Source organism: Desulfosporosinus sp. BICA1-9, assembly GCF_000802135.1.
Genome location: NZ_JUEE01000083.1, coordinates 1 through 16676, shown reverse-complemented (window position 1 = coordinate 16676; position 16676 = coordinate 1). Strand labels below are relative to the sequence as shown.

Genomic DNA, 16676 nt, shown 5'->3' with positions numbered 1-16676 from the left:
TCAGCCTCCACTTAACCAATAATGGTTTTTTCACACTTATTGAGCCAGAAGAAATTTTGTGCCCTTTATCAATCCTTTGGATGCTTTTCCAAGAACTGATGGCGCTGCCTTTACCCCTTCTTTTATAAGCTTATTGCTTGACAACTTGATGATTTTTTCTGTAGAGACTAAATCTCCTGAATTCAACCGCTCTCCACTGCTCCTCAATTTGGGAATCCAATAGCCCGTTTTACTGTCTTGGTTATCGTAAAACCACTGTAACAGAACTTTTTTCCACGTTGGAGAAAAAGTGTATAAACCAGTGCGTGCTAAGTCCCCTGGGTAATATATTGATTCAGCTAATTCAGCTGCCTCTACATATGGTGCTCTAAAGTTGGAGCCTATCCTTCCCGCAGTCGACAAATCATTTAAAAATGGTTTAAGTTGTAAAATTGTTTTGAATAATTAGTAATTAGTGGAAGGGAAAGTTGGAAGTTCGGCGAAAAAGAAAGGAGTGAATCATTAGCTGTGGTGAATAGTTACATGCGGAAAAATGAGCAAGTATAGGTAGGTGACACAATGAGGCTTTATGAAAACGGGGAGTTTATATCTTGTGAGGATAAGAATAGGGTCTTTCAAGTCTTGATAGAGGACCAAGGTAAGATCGTTTTTATTGGGGACCGGCTACCCGATGAATATGTAGGAATTAAGGAACGGGTGGATCTGGGCGGAAAATGCGTTGTGCCTGCCTTTGCGGACTCCCATCTCCACTTTGCCTCATTCTCTTTATTTCTGTCTACCGTAGATGTCCGTACTGTTCGTGACTTTTACGAAATGGAAGACCTTATCAACGGGTACCGTCGAAATAACCCTCAGGAAAAACTCATCCTAGGGTTTGGTTGCTCTGCTCATACTGTAAAGGAGAAGAGGCTTCCGGAACGTGCTGATTTAGATAAGATTACAACCCTTCCTCTCTTGCTGGTTAAGTACGATGGACATGCAGCCGTAGCTAACACAGCGTTACTAGCCAAGTTTCCTGACGCAGTCCAAAAAAGCCTAGGATTTGACCGGAAAACTGGGTGGTTATACCACCAAGCATTTTACGATGGCGTTAATTACATAACAGGATCTGTTTCGCCTTTTACTATTCTTAAGAATCTAATCCACGGTGCAGATTATTTAGCACGCAGAGGGATCGGTTTAGTTCATACTGTTGAAGGGGTTGGATTCCCACGGGATATCGATGTGGACATGATGCGGGTGGCGGCATATGGGTTGCCCCAAAATTTCCGTATCTATTTTCAGACAATGAACGTTGATAAAGTTCAGAAACGAAAAATGCCGCGCATCGGTGGCTGCTTTGCTACGGCTTTAGATGGTTGTTTCGGTTCAGAGGATGCAGCCCTTAGTCAACCTTATAGCAATAATCTATATAATAAAGGTGTACTGGCCTATACACAACAAACAGTATCTGACTTCGTTAAAAGGGCTAATCGGCAAGAACTTCAGGTTTCAATGCATGCCATCGGAGATGCTGCTGTTGAACAAGCAGTCGTGGCTTATGAAGAGGCTCTGACTGATTATCCGCGAAGTGACCACCGTCATATTATTATACATGCGGATCTGATCCCACCGTCTTTGCTGGAGAGAGCAGCCAAACTAGGACTGCACTTTGCCGTTCAATCCCCATTTCTTCACTGGGAGCAGGAACCTACTGATTATCTAGAAGAAATTCTCGGCCAACGGGTCAATGACCTGATCCCTCTCAAAAGCATGTTAAAGCACGGGCTGACAATAGCTGGTGGTTCTGATGCTCCCTGTACGTTGCCTAATCCAATGCATGCCATCTTTGCCGCTTGCCAGCACCCAAACCCTGAGCAGAGAATATCAGTGCTGGATGCTCTGCGAATGCATACACATTGGCCGGCTCGGCTGTCTTTTGACGAAGTCAATAGAGGCACTCTGAGGGAGGGTAAGATAGCTGACTTTGTCGTACTGGATAGCAATCCCCTACAGGTAACACTAGACAAATTAACAGAGATTCGAGTTGAAGATCTATTCCTCAAGGGTCGAAAATACTTAGGTCCCCCTGCTAACTCACTGGGGCTTATGCTTGCAGCTGCTAAGAACAAGCTTATCTCTCGCTAACGCCAATAGTCTGCTCAGGCATTCCGTTAGGTTTTTCTAAAATATACCGTGTAAAGCGGCTCTGCGTTCCTGCCAATAAAGTTATGGTGAATCAAAAAAAGAAAAACAAAAAGTAGAACAAAGTAGAATAAAAAGCTCGCCAAAGGCGAGTTTTTTAGTACTGAACAGAAAGTATAACTTGCGTTATATACTTTCTGAAGCATAAGTGCAACTAAGGCGGCCGCCTCGCCAAGGCTGACAGAATGACTAATACGTGCGAAGACAGTGTCTTCAAGAAGGCTAATACGTGCGAAGACAGTGTCTTCGTGGGCGCCAGCCAAGTTTCTTTATCTTATGTAGAAGTGTCCCTATCGGGGAAAAGAGAACCCTGATTTGGACTTTTTTAATTTTATCGAGCGCGGACCAAGGATCACCATTACTACTAGTGGGACATAGATTAAAGAAGGGATGTTCAAAAATATATCGATAGGAGTGCTTCAAATGCCAAAATTTAAAATTATAACATTTGATGGTGGCGGAGTTAGAGGAGCCTTGACAGCAGTACTATTAAAACGTCTCCAACATGTCTTTCCTCAGTTACTGAAGACAACGGATTTTTTTGCAGGAACTTCCACTGGATCCTTTATTGCTTTGGGTCTGGCTTACGGCTTAAGTCCGGAACAGCTTGTCAAGCTTTACTCAAAAGAAAACTGCAAGTTCATTTTTACCCCACCTCATTTGGAAGTATTCCGGCCCAAATATGATAATACACACCTTAAGGAAACTCTGTTGCAGGTCTTTCCTGAAAATATGCGTTTGAAGGAGCTTATTGGGCATAGAGTTTTAGTACCATCATTCGCAGTGACTGGAACCATTGGAGGTCCTTGGCGTCCGGTCTTTTATAATAATTTTCCCAACTCCCCCACACAGAATGAAACGGTAATAGATGTCGCTCTGTCTAGTAGCGCGGCTCCGGTTTATTTCCCCTCTCACAACAAGCACATTGACGGTGGAGTCTTTGCCAATAACCCGAGCACTGCTGCTATAGCCTTATCCGTAGACAAAGAAGCGGGCAACCAGAAACTCGATGAGGTAGTCCTTCTTTCCCTCGGTACGGGATATTGTCCACTCGCCATCAAAGCAGATACTACCCACTGGGGTGCTTTTGAATGGGCTCTTTATCCCACTCCTCCACTCCCTATACTAAGTGTCCTTTTTGATGGGGTAGTGGAAGCTGATTCATATTTCAGCTCACGGATCCTTGGAGATCATTATTTCCGTCTAAACCCTCTCTTGCTCACATCGGTCGGTTTGGATGAATATGAAAAGATCTCCCAATTAATAGAATTGGCTGAAGAAGTTGATCTTAAGCCCGTCATTCATTGGATTAAAAATAATTGGTTTTAGCTGAAAATTGTTAACAAAAAGCTGACTTTAAAACTTAAAGTGCTCTATGATATACGCGCAATCACTAACTGAATCAATCACATGAACGCATCCTTGCCCTTTACCTAATATGCTCACAAGTTCTTTTCTCGTTACTTCCCGTAAGTTGATGCCATGCAGATTTACAAGTAAAGCAGCTGCTTCGCGGCAAACTAGATCTGGAGCGCGTAGAAGAATCCCATCAGCTTCTTCCACCATAAACCCGTCTAGCTTAATCTTAACATTGACCTCGTGGAAAGAATCACTTAAATTCCCAGTTAATAAATATCGCTTCTCCCCCAAATCAAAAAAGCTCTGGGTCTTGAACCGCACAAATAAATTCCCATCTCGTTTACTCTCGCCAACATGGTCATACCAGGTCTTTGTAATCCTATCCAAGCTACTGAAGAAGCGACAGGAGCCTGAAAAGAAGTCTATCCACTTGTTTTCATAGTCTTGTTCAGAAGTATAGCCGCGCTCGTCTAGGAGAAAGGTTTCAGCTTGGATAATCCCTTTTATGGTTTCGGAAAATAACGCAACCGCCAGAGGGTCTTTGAGAAACGCTGCAGCTTCTTTGAGTGCAGGACCAGAACTAAAGTAAGCTTCAGATCCACACAGGGGTGTAACCTGAAGAGTACGGGCATTGATGGGTTCCGTAGATCTCTGTTCTTCCCACAAAGCTTCTTGAATGACAAAGGAATTCACGTCAACGATTAGATGGGCCACGGCTTCCCGGTAAGTATCAACATAACTGGTTTTCGCCTTGAGCAGCCCATTGTCGCTGCGGCGCACCTCCGTATACCAATTGCGCTGAAAAAGATTCTTCATACGTTATACCTCCCCAACCTTTTTACGATTAATATCAGAATATTCTTTATCAAAGGGCTTAAATCCTTCTATAATTTGATACTAGTAAATGAGGAACTTATATTGTGTAATTTTCAGAGTTAGGTTAGAGTGATATAATTAGATAAATCAAGAGACTTATCACATTGAAAAATAATTGCATATTACATGCCTATTAAATTTAGTAAAAGAAATGGAAGGTAAGCACAATGTCTGACTACATACTGACCTATTCGAAAATTAAGTTTTATCCACTTCAACCCATAAAAGACGACATCAAAATCGAGGATATAGCGCACTCATTGTCGCTAATGACTAGGGCAAATGGGCACTGTGACCATTTTTATTCCGTAGCGCAGCACTCAATTCAGTGCTATCAGGAAGCAAAAAGCCGAGGATATTCGGCAAAGGTGCAACTCGGTTGAGCTAAAGCAAATCGAAAATGTCGACGACACTCTGCTGCATTATGAATTTGAAGCCATCATGGATTATCAACTATGTGAAACAGCACCTCAAAAATCGATGGATCATGATTTTGCCCAAAGAGATTTTGTGAGTGTAGAGCAGGAATTCATGACAGCTTTTAATGATTTAAGTATACCCTGAGCCATCGGGCTTTTTAACAGTGGGAAGGAATCAAGTGCTCCCCACGCAGCCCTTAAATCTTTGTTCACGATAAAAGTTCACGGATGGATCGGCGGTGAACGTAACGAGCAAGATTGAGAGATTATAACGCGAATATTAAAGGTTTTGTTCTGTTAATGTCGAATATAGTTAGAATTAGTTATCTACAGGATTTTTAGGGTAGCTTTAAGAGAATTATCTTGTTTAAAATAAAGGGTATATGCTAATAACACGGAGGTATTGAAGTGACAAAATTCGAGGCTTACCAGCTAATAGTTCCAGAGGTTCAGCAGTTTTTCAATGATGACGTCGCCGTTACACTTTTCGATATGGAAAAGATTGTTGCTTATTACCCGGGAAAAACTATCGATACTAAGGCCAAGCTTGGGAATCCACCTACACCGGGCTCTAATGTTTTGGAAGCTCTTACGAGCGGAAAGCGCGTTGTACGGCGTGTATCCAAAGAACTTTTTGGGGTTCCCTTTGTCGGTATCGCCCTCCCAATCTTTGAAAAATCGAAAATTGCTGGTTGCCTTGCTATGGCATGTTCCGTTGAGCTTTATGATAATCTTTTCGCAACTGGTAAAGAAATACTTGAGGCTGTGGTAACGATTTCATCTTCAGCTCAAAACTTGTCAGGTGCTACGGAAGAACTGGCGGCAACGATTCGGAGTATGGACGATGAAACTGAGCACGTGAACACAGAGATGGGTAGAACCAACGAATTAACCCAGAAAATCAAGAAAATTTCTAAACAGAGTAACATTTTAGGGCTCAATGCAGCTATTGAAGCTTCCCGGGCGGGTGAACATGGACGGGGGTTTGCTATTGTTTCTGAAGAAGTTAGGAGGCTTGCTTCGGATACTGATGCTTCTACGAAAGCCATCGACAGTAATGTTCAGGAGGTGCAATCCTCTGTGAGACTTTTAATTGAGGCTATTAAGCAACTGACAGCGGTAACCGAAAATCATGCCACTGATGTGTCTGAAATTGCCCATAGTTTGGAGAAAATAGAGAGTATGGCTAAGAAACTTGTGGAAATGGGACAAAGCTAAATTTACTTATTCGAAGGCATCGGTTAAAAATCGGTGCCTTTTTGTTATCTGCATCCTTAAACATTCTTCATTCCTCCTAAAGCAACCAGCTTCGTTGAGTAACCGGCTAACGGCTTGAGCCACTTGGTCTTGAATCTCTTGTCCACGGTCAAACCAAGCGATCTCGACGAAAGGATAGCCTGAGACACGTTTCCATCCATGATAAAAGTTGAATGAATCACCTCGAGGGTGAAGTCGTCCCTCGGAGATTGTGTCAGTACTGTAAGTTCGTCGATCAACTGCTTACTTAGTTTACGGATAATCTCTGTTTCGATTCCACGCATCTTAATTTGGGGCATCTGTATCCCTCCAATGTATTAGTTCTATCCAACATAATGCAGCTAGTCTCTCCGGAGGCTAGCTGCATTATGTTTAAGAGTTGAGTCATAGCCTATTATACAACAAAAAAGGGTCTAGATTTACTAGTCTCAATTATATTAATAAAATACTTAAATATATTAAACATAGTATTGACATTATTAATATAAAGGCTTATTATCTTAAGCATAGAAGCTCTTCAGGCAACTTTGCAGGAGGTGATGATCTTGGATTATAAGATGCCCCATCGGTGTCCAGTGTGTGATCATGAAATGAAGATTAGCAAACTAACTTGCACCTACTGTCCGACGAAAATCGAAGGGGAATTTAGCTCGTGTAAGTTTTGTCGACTTCCAACTGAACAGTTAATCTTCGTGGAAGCGTTTATCAAGTGTCGTGGGAATATCAAAGAGGTTGAAAAAGAGTTGGGTATCTCTTATCCTACGGTACGAGGTCGCTTAGATAGTGTGATTGAGGCCCTTGGTTACGGGACTTTTAAGGAAAAAGACCCCGAAAACGAAAAGATGAACCTCCATGAGGAAAGTCTACGCAGGCAGGAGATCCTGGAGGCTCTTGAGCGGGGAGAAATATCAGCACAGGAAGCTACGCGTCAAATGAGGAAACAGGATTAAGAATTAAGAATAAGAATCCAAAGATAAAAGTTAAATATAAGAGTTGTTAGGGCGCTGGCTAAGGATGGCCGAGTGTCACAGTAGCTAAGACTCGAACAGGACGTTCGAGATTAGAGCATCGCCATGAATGGTTTGATGCCGTGATGGCAAGAAGCTGTGATGGCGTGAAGGGACCTATCAAAAGGCTGGAAAGGAGTATGGGAAATGAGCAGTGAAAAAATCAAGATTCTTGAGATGATTCATGAAGGTAAACTGACAGCGGTTGAAGGGCTGGAACTACTGAAGGCGATTGAGGAAGGAAACTCGCAAAAGGAAGGGGCTCAGAACGTTGAAAATGAGTTAGCAAAAAAAGGAATAAACTCAACTGGGGAGCGCTTCTTGAGAGTTCGAGTGATCGGAGAAAAAACGTTAAAGGTCAATGTAAATGTTCCTTTAAGTCTGATACGTTCCGCTTCTAAACTGGTGGTATATGCAATGAGCTTTGTTCCTGCAGATAAGCGCGCGGAGCTAGAGCAAAAGGGCCTTGATCTACAAGCGCTGGATGTTGAGGGACTTGCTCGAATTTTAGAAGAGACTCTCGATGGCAAGATTGTCGACGTGGAAGTTGCGGACCCTGAAGAGGGAAGAATCAAGGTGGAAGTGTGTGTGGAATAAATCAGCCAGGCTGTTGATGGTTCGGGTCAAAGTCCAAAAACGCAGGAGGTTCACGTTTCCAGTCCCTATCTGGGTAGTAGATGAATTCTTAGACGCCCTTACGGACTTAGCTTGGGTTTGGGAGATTGCCTTAAGGCAGGTTCCGGTACCCCAAGACGAAAAGGCTAGCAAGCATCTGCGCTGGGTTAAAATGATTTCCCCGAGTGGCATTATTGCCGCTTCACATAGTATCATTAAAGATTTAACTAGGTATAAAGGGCTGGATGTTGTCGATGTGGAAGTTGGAGAGATTCAGGTCAAAGTAAGCTTAAAGTGAACGGGGGGGAAGAAATGAAACGACTGATCTACCGATTTTTAATTAATACATTGGCCTTTTTTATAGCGGCCCAGTTTTTGCCTATAGTAGCGACAACCCCTGTGCACATCTTTTGGGCTGGAATTATCCTTGGTCTTGTCAATTTGATGATTCGCCCAGTGCTGATTATTTTGACCATTCCACTTAATCTGATCACATTAGGAGTTTTTACCTTCGTTATCAATACTTGGATGATCATGCTTACTAGTGGACTGGTGCCAGGCTTTCACGTTCCAGGGTTTGGAGTTGCCCTCCTTGCATCGATAGTGGTGTCCTTGGCGAACTGGGGTTTCAAGGAGATAAAATTTTAACAAGAGGCATGGACAATTTTTGTCCATGCCTCTTGTTATGTAAAGATGATTCTCTTTTTTACGTATCACATCACTTTAAAATCTCTATCTGGCGAGATCGTTAAAATCCTGTCGGCGGCGGACGCAGTAGGTTAATCCGAGATATAGCAAGGTAGTCCATCCCCCCATTTCGCTGTCATGTGAAATGGGGGATATTATTTTTATCACCAGGGTTGTTTGGTGATCCACTTGACGCATGGAAAATAAGGTGAAAAAATCTAGTTTACAACCACCAATAAATTGATTACAATAATAATGAGCAGGTGATTACTAATGCAATATAAAAAAGATGAGTTGCGCGAAACTATCTTAGTCGAATCAGAAAAAGAGTTTTTTGAAAAAGGCTATCGTAACGCTTCCTTGCGGCAGATCGCCAAAAGAGCAGGTATGACGATTGGCAACTTGTATCATTATTTTGACAGCAAGGAAGCCTTGTTTGATGAACTTGTAAAGCACGAACACGATGCCTTTATCTATATGCTTAATAATCACTATGATGGTGAAGTTATGGCAGATGTCAGTGAATCAGACGATCTTGCTGTGTGGAAGAAAACGTTGCGTAGCTTTTTAGCGGAATTAAAGCCCATCTTTACGAACAGGTTTTTAATTATGTTGGATATGAGCGCAGGAACGAACTATGAGCACACAAAGGGGGAATTTGTTAAGTTCCTCAGCGCCCACTTCTTGGAGCATTTTGAGCAGCTTGAAAATCCAACGATGATTTTTCAACCGAAATTTGTTGAGCTTATTTCGATACAGCTTATCGATGGCATAATAACGATACTTCGTACCGTTTTCGATGAAAATGAGCGGCTTGATATGATGGCCGACTTGTTCCTGTTTTACATCCTAGGGATTATGGGAATGACAAAGTGAAGCGACCACTTATAAAATAGTTAGTCATTGTAAAAATGAATAAACTCTTGATCTAATAATGAGCAGATGATTATTTTAGGAGGGAACTAGGATGCTTAGCGTTAAAAATTTGGAATATAAGTATCGAGGGGCCAAGGGAAATACACTTAAAGGCATCGATTTCAGGATCCACCCTGGAGAAGTTTTCGGTTTCCTCGGTCCCAGTGGGTCAGGCAAAACAACCATCCAAAGAGTTTTGATCGGGTTTCTTAAAGGGTATAACGGGAGCATTACAGTTTTCGGAAAGGAACGTAAAGACTTCGGTCGTGATTTCTATGAAAAGATCGGGGTCGCCTTTGACTTCCCTAACCTATATTTTGAAGCTGACAGCAAAAGAAAATTTACAACTTATCGCGCAATATTATCAGAATCCTCCCAAGGATCTTGATGCGTTGCTTGACAGGGTAGGGCTGTTGCCTGATAAGGATAAAAAAGTAGAAGGATTTTCCAAGGGCATGAAAATGCGCCTGAACTTTATTAGGAGCATTATGCATAACCCGACCCTGATGTTTTTTGATGAGCCAACCTCAGGGCTTGACCCTGTTAATGCAAAACTTATTAAAGACATCATTTTAACGATGAAAGGGGAAGGCAAAACAATTTTCCTGACGACGCACAATATGACCATTGCCGAACAGTTATGCGACCGGGTGGCCTTTTTAGTGGATGGACAGATATCGCTCTGTGACAGTCCTTATGCCTTGAAGCTAAAATACGGGCGCAAAACCGTCAAGGTCGACTTTATGAATCACGGTATACAAGGCACCTCCGAATTTGTGCTTGACCAGCTCAGCGGGAATCGAAAATTCTTAGAGATTATTTCTAACACGGAGATTAGGAGCATACACAGCCAAGATGCTAGCTTGGAGGATATCTTCATCAAAGTGACAGGGAGAGAACTGATATGAGGCTTATCGCGGCGATGAAATCAGATCTAAAATTTCAGTTTAAGCATGGATTCTATGCTGTTTACGCCCTCATCTCTGTTTTATACATTGTTATTCTTCAGAAAATACCAAGCGGTTTGGCAAAGGATTATTCATTAGCTCTGATCGTATTTTCCGATCCTGCAATGCTGGGTTTCTTCTTCATTGGGGGAATCGTCATGCTCGAAAAGCAGCAGGGGATCTTGGACTATTTAGCGGTGACTCCCTTATCTCCGCGGGAGTATATTATCTCAAAGGTTGTGACACTCGGCTTATTATCGATATGCGCTTCAGTCGTTATTGCAGTTATCACTCATTACAGCGACGTGAACTGGCTTTTACTAACCGTTACGATTTTAGGTTTATCGGTATTCTTCACACTGTATGGATTTTTGGTTACCGTGGGTTCTCGATCGATCAATCAATATTTCCTCAAAATGATTCCGTTTCTGTTGCTGACGTCCATTCCATGCATAGCCGTTGTGGGTTTTCCTTACTCGTGGATCTTCTCTGTTCTCCCGAATGTCGCCGGGTTAAAGCTTACGATTGGCATATTTCTGGGAATAACCTGGCAAGAGGCCTTATTCTATCTAACGGTCATAGGCGTGTGGGATATCGCCATTTATAAGCTAGCCTTAAGAGTTCATAGCGAAAACTAGATGGACTAGTTGCAGGAGGGGTTATCAATGAACACTAAAGCGTTTTCCTTTGATATTAGGAGGCTGATGCGAGACCCGGTTTTACGGTTGTTTATGTTGGTACCGTTTATAGCCTTGGCAGCAGTAAAACTTTTTCTAACCCTTGGAGAACCAATGCTTGAACGAACTGAGTTTACACTGGGCCCTTATTATGGTTACATTCTCGCGGTTTGTTTGACGTTTTCTCCATATATGCTGGGAACCATTACAGCCTTTTTGATGATTGACGAGCGTGACGAGAGTATCTATGAACTTATGTCTGTAATGCCGATAGGCTATGCAGGGTATATTGCTAACCGATTATTTATACCATTTGCTTTATGTATCCCCTATACGATATTGAGTTGCTTCATCTTAGCGATTGTCGAGTTGTCCGTGATCCAAGTATCCTTCATTGCCTTATTGAGTGGTGTGCAAAGTGTAGTGGTCTCTCTGATTATGTTTTCTCTAGCCGACAACAAGGTTCAAGGATTGACCTATTCTAAAGGGCTTAATATCTTTGTTTTCGCTGCAATGGCCGATTTATTAGATTTAAAATGGGTAAGCAATATCTCAGCGTTCATACCGTTTTACTGGACTTCTCAGCTAGTCAGATATCCTGCGAATCTTACTTCAATGGGTCTAGCACTCGTGGTGCACCTGGCTTGGCTGTATTTAGCTATCCGTCTTGTAAGGGCTCGCAGGTAAGTGAAACAAAGGTGAAACAAGGGGACAGGCACACTGTTTTGAAACAGTGTACCTGTCCCCTTGTTTCGCTTGTTTTATATAGAGAAAAAGGCTGGACGCATTAATTGCGCGCCAGCCTTGCCTCATGTCTATTGCGAATCGTGAATGTGTTTTTCTCTTATTTCCTGCTCTTCCTCCAACTTACTTATCAATTTGGCTGCGACACTCCAGTCGATAACCTCGTTGCGGGCAGAACTGATAAAGGACGTTTTTTGGGCCAGTAAGACAACGCGCTCGGCTTTTTTCATTTCATCTGCGGCAATCGTTTCATCCGACATATGAAGCTTAGAAATATCTTCTTCGATCTCCTGCTGCCTTAAGGCGAGTCGTTGTACCATTTCGTTGCGAGTGCATTGTGAAATCCCTCCTTGCTTAACGTTGCGGTCGAGCTCTTCCACGGCTATCCCCAGCGATACATTTTCGCCTAGCAAAAGCTGATACTCTGCAGAATCACCTTTTTTACGACTTAACCCTAGCTTTGAAATCAACGGCCCAATTGTTAACCCTTGGCCCATCAGAGAAACCAAGACTACTCCAAAAATCAACGGCACCAGTATTTCTCTTTCCGGTACCGCTGTGCTAATACCAAGCACCATAGCCATGGACAACGCCCCTCTCAACCCGCTCCAAACCAACACATGTCTCCACCGAGCGGGAATAAACTGCCCAAAGGCTGATAATAACGCTGAGAGGCTATAGACCGAAGTTGCTCGCCCGACCAAAACGACACCAAAAGCAACCAAAATAGTATTTAGATTAGCAACCATCGGCATGACGGTTATTTCCAAGCCAACCAATAAAAACACCATCGAGTTGACAGCAAATGCCGCATATTCCCAGAATGATATGACTGCCAGGCGTGAAGCAGGTGACATTCCTCGCGGCAAGCCATAGTTGCCCATAACCAGACTAGCTGCCACCACAGCAATAACGCCAGATACATGCACACTTTCTGCTGCTAAGTATGAACCATACGCCACTATAGTCGTCAACGTAATCTCTAAGAGATGATCGTCAAATTCTTTAGTAATGAGGGAGGCAGAAGCCCCAATAATTATACCGATCACCACCCCGCCACAGACAGCGATAATGAACGTAAGTAGGCTCTGTGATAAAGAAAAGGTGCTTGTAATTATCACACTTTGGATCACACCGAACATGACCACTGCAATGCCGTCATTAAATAAGCTCTCTGCTTCTACAATCATCGACAGCCGTTCATTAACCCCCAGTCGCTTAAATATCGCTAAAACCGAAATCGGATCAGTCGGTGAAATCACTGCCCCAAACAGCAAGGCAACTAAAATCGGCAAACCTAAAAAATAATGAATACCATATCCGACGACTAGGGTAGAAATTAAGGTCCCAAAAACAGCTAATACGCCTATGATCTTCCACTGACGTTGCAATGGTCGAAAATGTATGTTGATGCCGGCTTCAAACAATAAAGGCGGCAAAAAAATGGCAAATAAGATATGCGGTTCCAAATATACACCTGGCAATAAGCCAAAGTAGCCTACCATTAGGCCGGTTAGTACTAGGGCAATGGTATACGGAATTTTAATAAACCGTCCCAGCATTGCTACCATAGAGGCCAGTAACATTAACCAGAAAAAAGACAATGAATGCACTTATTGCCCACCTCTCCATCGTGATGACTCTAGTATTTATTTGCGATCATCATCTTAGTCATATTTATATCATAGTGTTTATCTCTCTAATTTTCTACATTCACCACAAAATTCAATTTTCCTTCAAAAATCTTGATCGAACTACGATTATAGGCTATCAAGGAATACACAGTCTTAGTAAAATTTTTTTAATAAAAGGATTGTGGAAATAATGTGACGAATTTATAAATTTAAGGTATAGATTTAATGGCATTGTGCAAACTTTGGGTTTAAGGCAAAAGGCGATTAGTGTCTATATCAATTGTCGATTATCAATAATCGTTTGAGTGTGGGGGTATGCAGCATGAGTAGCTCTAATGTCATATCCAAAACTAAGCAAGGGTTTCTCTTTAAACTATTTAGTCGGCTAGGTAAACGAATGAGCCTGAGGGCAAAGATCAACTGGCTTGTATTTTTAGATATTTTTATAGTCTTAATTTTAGTCTTGACTGTTTTTTCCTATATCATAGTTAAAATCCAATTCGACGAAGTAGGACAAAGGGCGCTCACTTTAGCAAAAGTAGTGGCAGATATTCCAGATATTGCCCTAGCCTTAGAAAAGGAATCTGACCCTTCACTGATCATTCAGCCGTTGACTGAAAAGATTCGTGCTCAGACTGGGGCAGAGTTCATAGTCGTTGGAAGCATGAGTCTTATTCGCTATAGTCACCCTAATCCTCAGAATATTGGCCAAAAAATGGTTGGAGATGATAATCATAGAGTTCTGCTCGGCGAGTTCAGCATTACCCAAGCTGTGGGTACCCTAGGTTTGTCGGTGCGTGGCAAAGCCCCGATTTTTGGTATGGATCACGGTCAACGTGGCGTGGTTTCGGTTGGTTTTCTGGTAGATAATATTTGGAACAAAATATTCTCCTACCTAATAATAATTGCCGGTATAGGATTGGTAGGGCTTACTATCGGCCATTTGGGGGCATATTTGCTTTCGGGACATATTAAAAGACAAATTTTCAATATGGAGCCGTTTGAAATTGCTTTTCTAACGCAAGAACAGGCCTCAATTTTGGAATCTATTAGGGAAGGCGTTGTAGCAGTTGACATAGAGGGTAAGATTAAGACCTGCAATCAAGAGGCTAAACGCCTCCTAGGATTAGAAGCATCAGAGGATATTTTGGGTAGGCCTATAAGTACCGTAATTACAAATTCGCGTCTGTCAGAGGTGTTAGCCACAGGGATAGGTCATTTTGACCAACCAATGATTATTGGTAATTCCTTGGTCATTGTTAATCGCCTTCCCGTTATTCTTAGTGGCAATGTAATTGGAGCAGTCTCTTCTTTTCGAGACAAAATGCAATTAGATCAAATCGACCAACGTCTTGCTGATGTGGGACGCTATGTGGATGCGTTGCGGAGCCAACGCCATGAATTCATGAATAAGCTTCATACTATATCGGGACTTATAACAATACAAGAGTATGATCTAGCCCGTCAATTGATCGATCAAGTTAATGATGAACAGCAACAGGTATTAGAATTTTTTCTAGCCAATATTAGGGACTCAGCGGTCGTCGGGATTCTGCTTGGTAAAATCCATCGGGCCAAGGAACTTGGAGTCCAATTAATAATAGATGATTGCTCCCGCTTACAGGATCAATGCACACATCGCGATCTCGTTTTGACGATACTGGGGAATGCCATCGAAAACTCGTTTGAAGCGTTTACAGATTGGAAAGAAAAAACCCGAAATCCAGTTATCACTGTGTATATTAACGATGAAAGCGAGCAATTGATTATTAGAGTTATAGATTCAGGGCCAGGAATTAACCCCTATATAAAAGAGCACATATTTGAGAACGGGGTTAGTACTAAAGGGGCTGATCGGGGGTTTGGATTAGCCTTGTTATCGGGTCGGATAGCATATATCGGCGGTACACTGACGGTTGAATCTGTTGATGAAGGGACAATCTTACAAGCTATTTTGCCACAATAAGGGAGGACATACTATGGTTAAAAAACCGCTTCAGGTTCTAGTAGTCGATGACGACTTTATGATTGCCCGTGTGCATGCCAAATATATTGAATCCCAAAAAGGCTATAGTGTTGTGGGAGTTACGCATAATTTTGAACAGACTTTAGCCCTAGTGCAGGAATTACACCCGGATTTGCTTATTTTGGATGTTTATTTGCCCGACCGGTCAGGTATTGAACTATTACGTACTATTCGTTCACAGGGGATCTCTTGCGATGTCATTCTTATAACCGCTTCTAAGGAGCTGGAGGTCGTTGAGGAGGGATTCAGGCTCGGCATATTTGATTATCTTCTCAAACCTTTTGACTTGGAACATTTGAAGGAATCCCTCGCAAAATATCAGCAATACAAGATGCGTTTAGGCACCTCATTAAATTTGAATCAAGCTATGGTTGACGATCTTAAAAAGATCCGCTCTACAGGACCCCCAAAACAATTGCAGTCAGGTATTGACGTACGAACTTTAGAGCACATTAAAGAAAGTTTGCTTAACACTAATGGGTTTTACAGTGCTGAACAGATTGCACAATTAACTGAAGTTAGCCGTTCTACTGCTCGCATGTACCTTGCGTATCTAGTTGAAGAAAAAGTGGTAGAAGAAAAATTACAATATGGGACAGTCGGACGTCCACAACGACTGTATCGAATGATATAAAATAGTATATGAAATTTTTCATGAAAAAATTTCTTTGATGACGGCCGTTCTTCTCTAGAAGATCGGCCGTCATTTTAATCGTCAAAATTGATTTTATCGTTTATATCCCGATATTCGTTATAAACGTTCCCTTAATTACTTTGAATATATAGAATATTGCCATAACTCACATGAGGGAGGGAAGCTGAACAAACAGCTCATAGGTTATACAAAAACTAAAAGACCAGCTAATAAAAGTCAAGAGTTTGTCTGATTATTTCTTTTAATTTTCGGTTTGTAAAATACGGCATAACAAACTAAGCCATTGAAAAATCCGAACAATGACCTAAACGTTAATTTTTGGGAAGCCCACCTAGAGAAACGGGACGCTCGGCGCTAGCCAAGCAAACTCTCTTTCAATTTGGGGTAACTCTCTGGAGTAAAAGAGACTTTGCAGTCTTCAAGCGTTTGGGTGTAGTGCACGTGTCAATAGGATGATGGCGAGCATATCCTCGGTCTAACGCCCTCCGGTATCCCTCGCATCACCTTTGACACGATCCGAATGGCTCTGTCGTATCCAAACTATTCCTTTAAGCAGCTGCTGGTTGAGGCTTTGTTGTCCTCCAAGTTTGATGATCTTCAGGTCGTTTAATCACAAAGGGCTTTTGGTCACGAAGAACAGCAAATATGTAGTGAAGAAGTTTGTGCATGACGGC

Annotated in this window: 18 protein-coding genes and 1 pseudogene; 15 read left to right on the top strand and 4 right to left on the bottom strand. The window is 42.2% G+C overall.

Features of this window, described 5'->3' with window-relative positions; translation table 11 throughout:
• Nucleotides 1–36: 36 nt before the first annotated feature.
• Nucleotides 37–186, bottom strand: coding sequence for a hypothetical protein (locus JL57_RS34130; protein WP_291299954.1), 150 nt, complete (start codon nt 184–186; stop codon nt 37–39).
• Between the two features lie 372 nt (nt 187–558).
• Between JL57_RS34130 and JL57_RS10685 the strand changes: the two genes are divergently transcribed.
• The gene (locus tag JL57_RS10685; protein ID WP_034142033.1) at nt 559–2127 is read left to right on the top strand and encodes an amidohydrolase; all 1569 of its coding nucleotides are present in this window, start codon (nt 559–561) and stop codon (nt 2125–2127) included.
• 480 nt (nt 2128–2607) lie between these two features.
• Nucleotides 2608–3513 (top strand): patatin-like phospholipase family protein, encoded by a 906-nt coding sequence (locus JL57_RS10680; protein WP_034142032.1) that lies wholly within the window; start codon nt 2608–2610, stop codon nt 3511–3513.
• Nucleotides 3514–3540: 27 nt separating this feature from the next.
• Here the strand turns inward: JL57_RS10680 and JL57_RS10675 are convergent, their stop codons facing one another.
• On the bottom strand, nt 3541–4359 hold the full coding sequence (locus JL57_RS10675; RefSeq protein ID WP_034142031.1) for a DUF2889 domain-containing protein: 819 nt from the start codon (nt 4357–4359) through the stop codon (nt 3541–3543).
• A gap of 501 nt (nt 4360–4860) precedes the next feature.
• Here JL57_RS10675 and JL57_RS36350 point away from each other — a divergent pair.
• Nucleotides 4861–4983, top strand: coding sequence for a hypothetical protein (locus JL57_RS36350; RefSeq protein WP_366557009.1), 123 nt, complete (start codon nt 4861–4863; stop codon nt 4981–4983).
• Nucleotides 4984–5246: 263 nt separating this feature from the next.
• Nucleotides 5247–6056, top strand: a complete 810-nt coding sequence (locus JL57_RS10665; protein ID WP_034142030.1) for a methyl-accepting chemotaxis protein — start codon at nt 5247–5249, stop codon at nt 6054–6056.
• A 6-nt stretch (nt 6057–6062) separates the two neighbouring features.
• On the opposite strand, the pseudogene JL57_RS10660 reads toward JL57_RS10665, so the two are convergent.
• Nucleotides 6063–6379, bottom strand: a pseudogene (locus tag JL57_RS10660) (DUF1904 family protein).
• Between the two features lie 261 nt (nt 6380–6640).
• Between JL57_RS10660 and JL57_RS10655 the strand changes: the two are divergent.
• From JL57_RS10655 to JL57_RS10620, 9 genes are all read left to right on the top strand, one after another.
• Complete coding sequence (locus tag JL57_RS10655) at nt 6641–7045, top strand: DUF2089 domain-containing protein (RefSeq protein WP_034142029.1); 405 nt, start codon at nt 6641–6643, stop codon at nt 7043–7045.
• Between the two features lie 204 nt (nt 7046–7249).
• Nucleotides 7250–7699, top strand: coding sequence for an SHOCT-like domain-containing protein (locus JL57_RS10650; protein WP_034142028.1), 450 nt, complete (start codon nt 7250–7252; stop codon nt 7697–7699).
• Nucleotides 7689–8015 (top strand): hypothetical protein, encoded by a 327-nt coding sequence (locus tag JL57_RS10645; RefSeq protein WP_034142027.1) that lies wholly within the window; start codon nt 7689–7691, stop codon nt 8013–8015. Before JL57_RS10650 ends, JL57_RS10645 begins: the two co-directional genes overlap by 11 nt.
• Nucleotides 8016–8029: 14 nt before the next feature.
• A complete protein-coding gene (locus JL57_RS10640; protein WP_034142026.1) occupies nt 8030–8365 on the top strand; it encodes a phage holin family protein in 336 nt (111 codons plus the stop codon).
• A gap of 312 nt (nt 8366–8677) precedes the next feature.
• Complete coding sequence (locus tag JL57_RS34125; RefSeq protein ID WP_291299953.1) at nt 8678–9280, top strand: TetR/AcrR family transcriptional regulator; 603 nt, start codon at nt 8678–8680, stop codon at nt 9278–9280.
• 91 nt (nt 9281–9371) lie between these two features.
• Nucleotides 9372–9707 carry an ATP-binding cassette domain-containing protein gene (locus tag JL57_RS34120; RefSeq protein ID WP_291299952.1) on the top strand — a complete coding sequence of 112 codons (336 nt, stop codon included), beginning with the start codon at nt 9372–9374 and terminating at the stop codon, nt 9705–9707.
• Nucleotides 9595–10227: an ATP-binding cassette domain-containing protein gene (locus JL57_RS10630; RefSeq protein ID WP_291299951.1), complete on the top strand. Its 633-nt coding sequence runs from the start codon at nt 9595–9597 to the stop codon at nt 10225–10227. The genes JL57_RS34120 and JL57_RS10630 overlap by 113 nt, the downstream gene beginning before the upstream one ends.
• Nucleotides 10224–10904 (top strand): ABC transporter permease, encoded by a 681-nt coding sequence (locus tag JL57_RS10625; RefSeq protein WP_034142025.1) that lies wholly within the window; start codon nt 10224–10226, stop codon nt 10902–10904. Before JL57_RS10630 ends, JL57_RS10625 begins: the two co-directional genes overlap by 4 nt.
• Nucleotides 10905–10931: 27 nt before the next feature.
• A complete protein-coding gene (locus tag JL57_RS10620; RefSeq protein WP_034142024.1) occupies nt 10932–11630 on the top strand; it encodes a hypothetical protein in 699 nt (232 codons plus the stop codon).
• Nucleotides 11631–11758: 128 nt separating this feature from the next.
• Here JL57_RS10620 and JL57_RS10615 read toward each other — a convergent pair whose 3' ends face one another.
• A complete protein-coding gene (locus JL57_RS10615) occupies nt 11759–13300 on the bottom strand; it encodes a Na+/H+ antiporter (protein ID WP_291299950.1) in 1542 nt (513 codons plus the stop codon).
• A 343-nt stretch (nt 13301–13643) separates the two neighbouring features.
• Here JL57_RS10615 and JL57_RS10610 point away from each other — a divergent pair, with 343 nt between their 5' ends.
• Together JL57_RS10610 and JL57_RS10605 are read left to right on the top strand one after the other, a co-directional pair.
• Nucleotides 13644–15287, top strand: a complete 1644-nt coding sequence (locus tag JL57_RS10610) for a sensor histidine kinase (protein ID WP_291299949.1) — start codon at nt 13644–13646, stop codon at nt 15285–15287.
• Nucleotides 15288–15300: 13 nt separating this feature from the next.
• The gene (locus tag JL57_RS10605; protein WP_034142023.1) at nt 15301–15981 is read left to right on the top strand and encodes a response regulator; all 681 of its coding nucleotides are present in this window, start codon (nt 15301–15303) and stop codon (nt 15979–15981) included.
• The last annotated feature ends 695 nt before the right edge of the window (nt 15982–16676 follow it).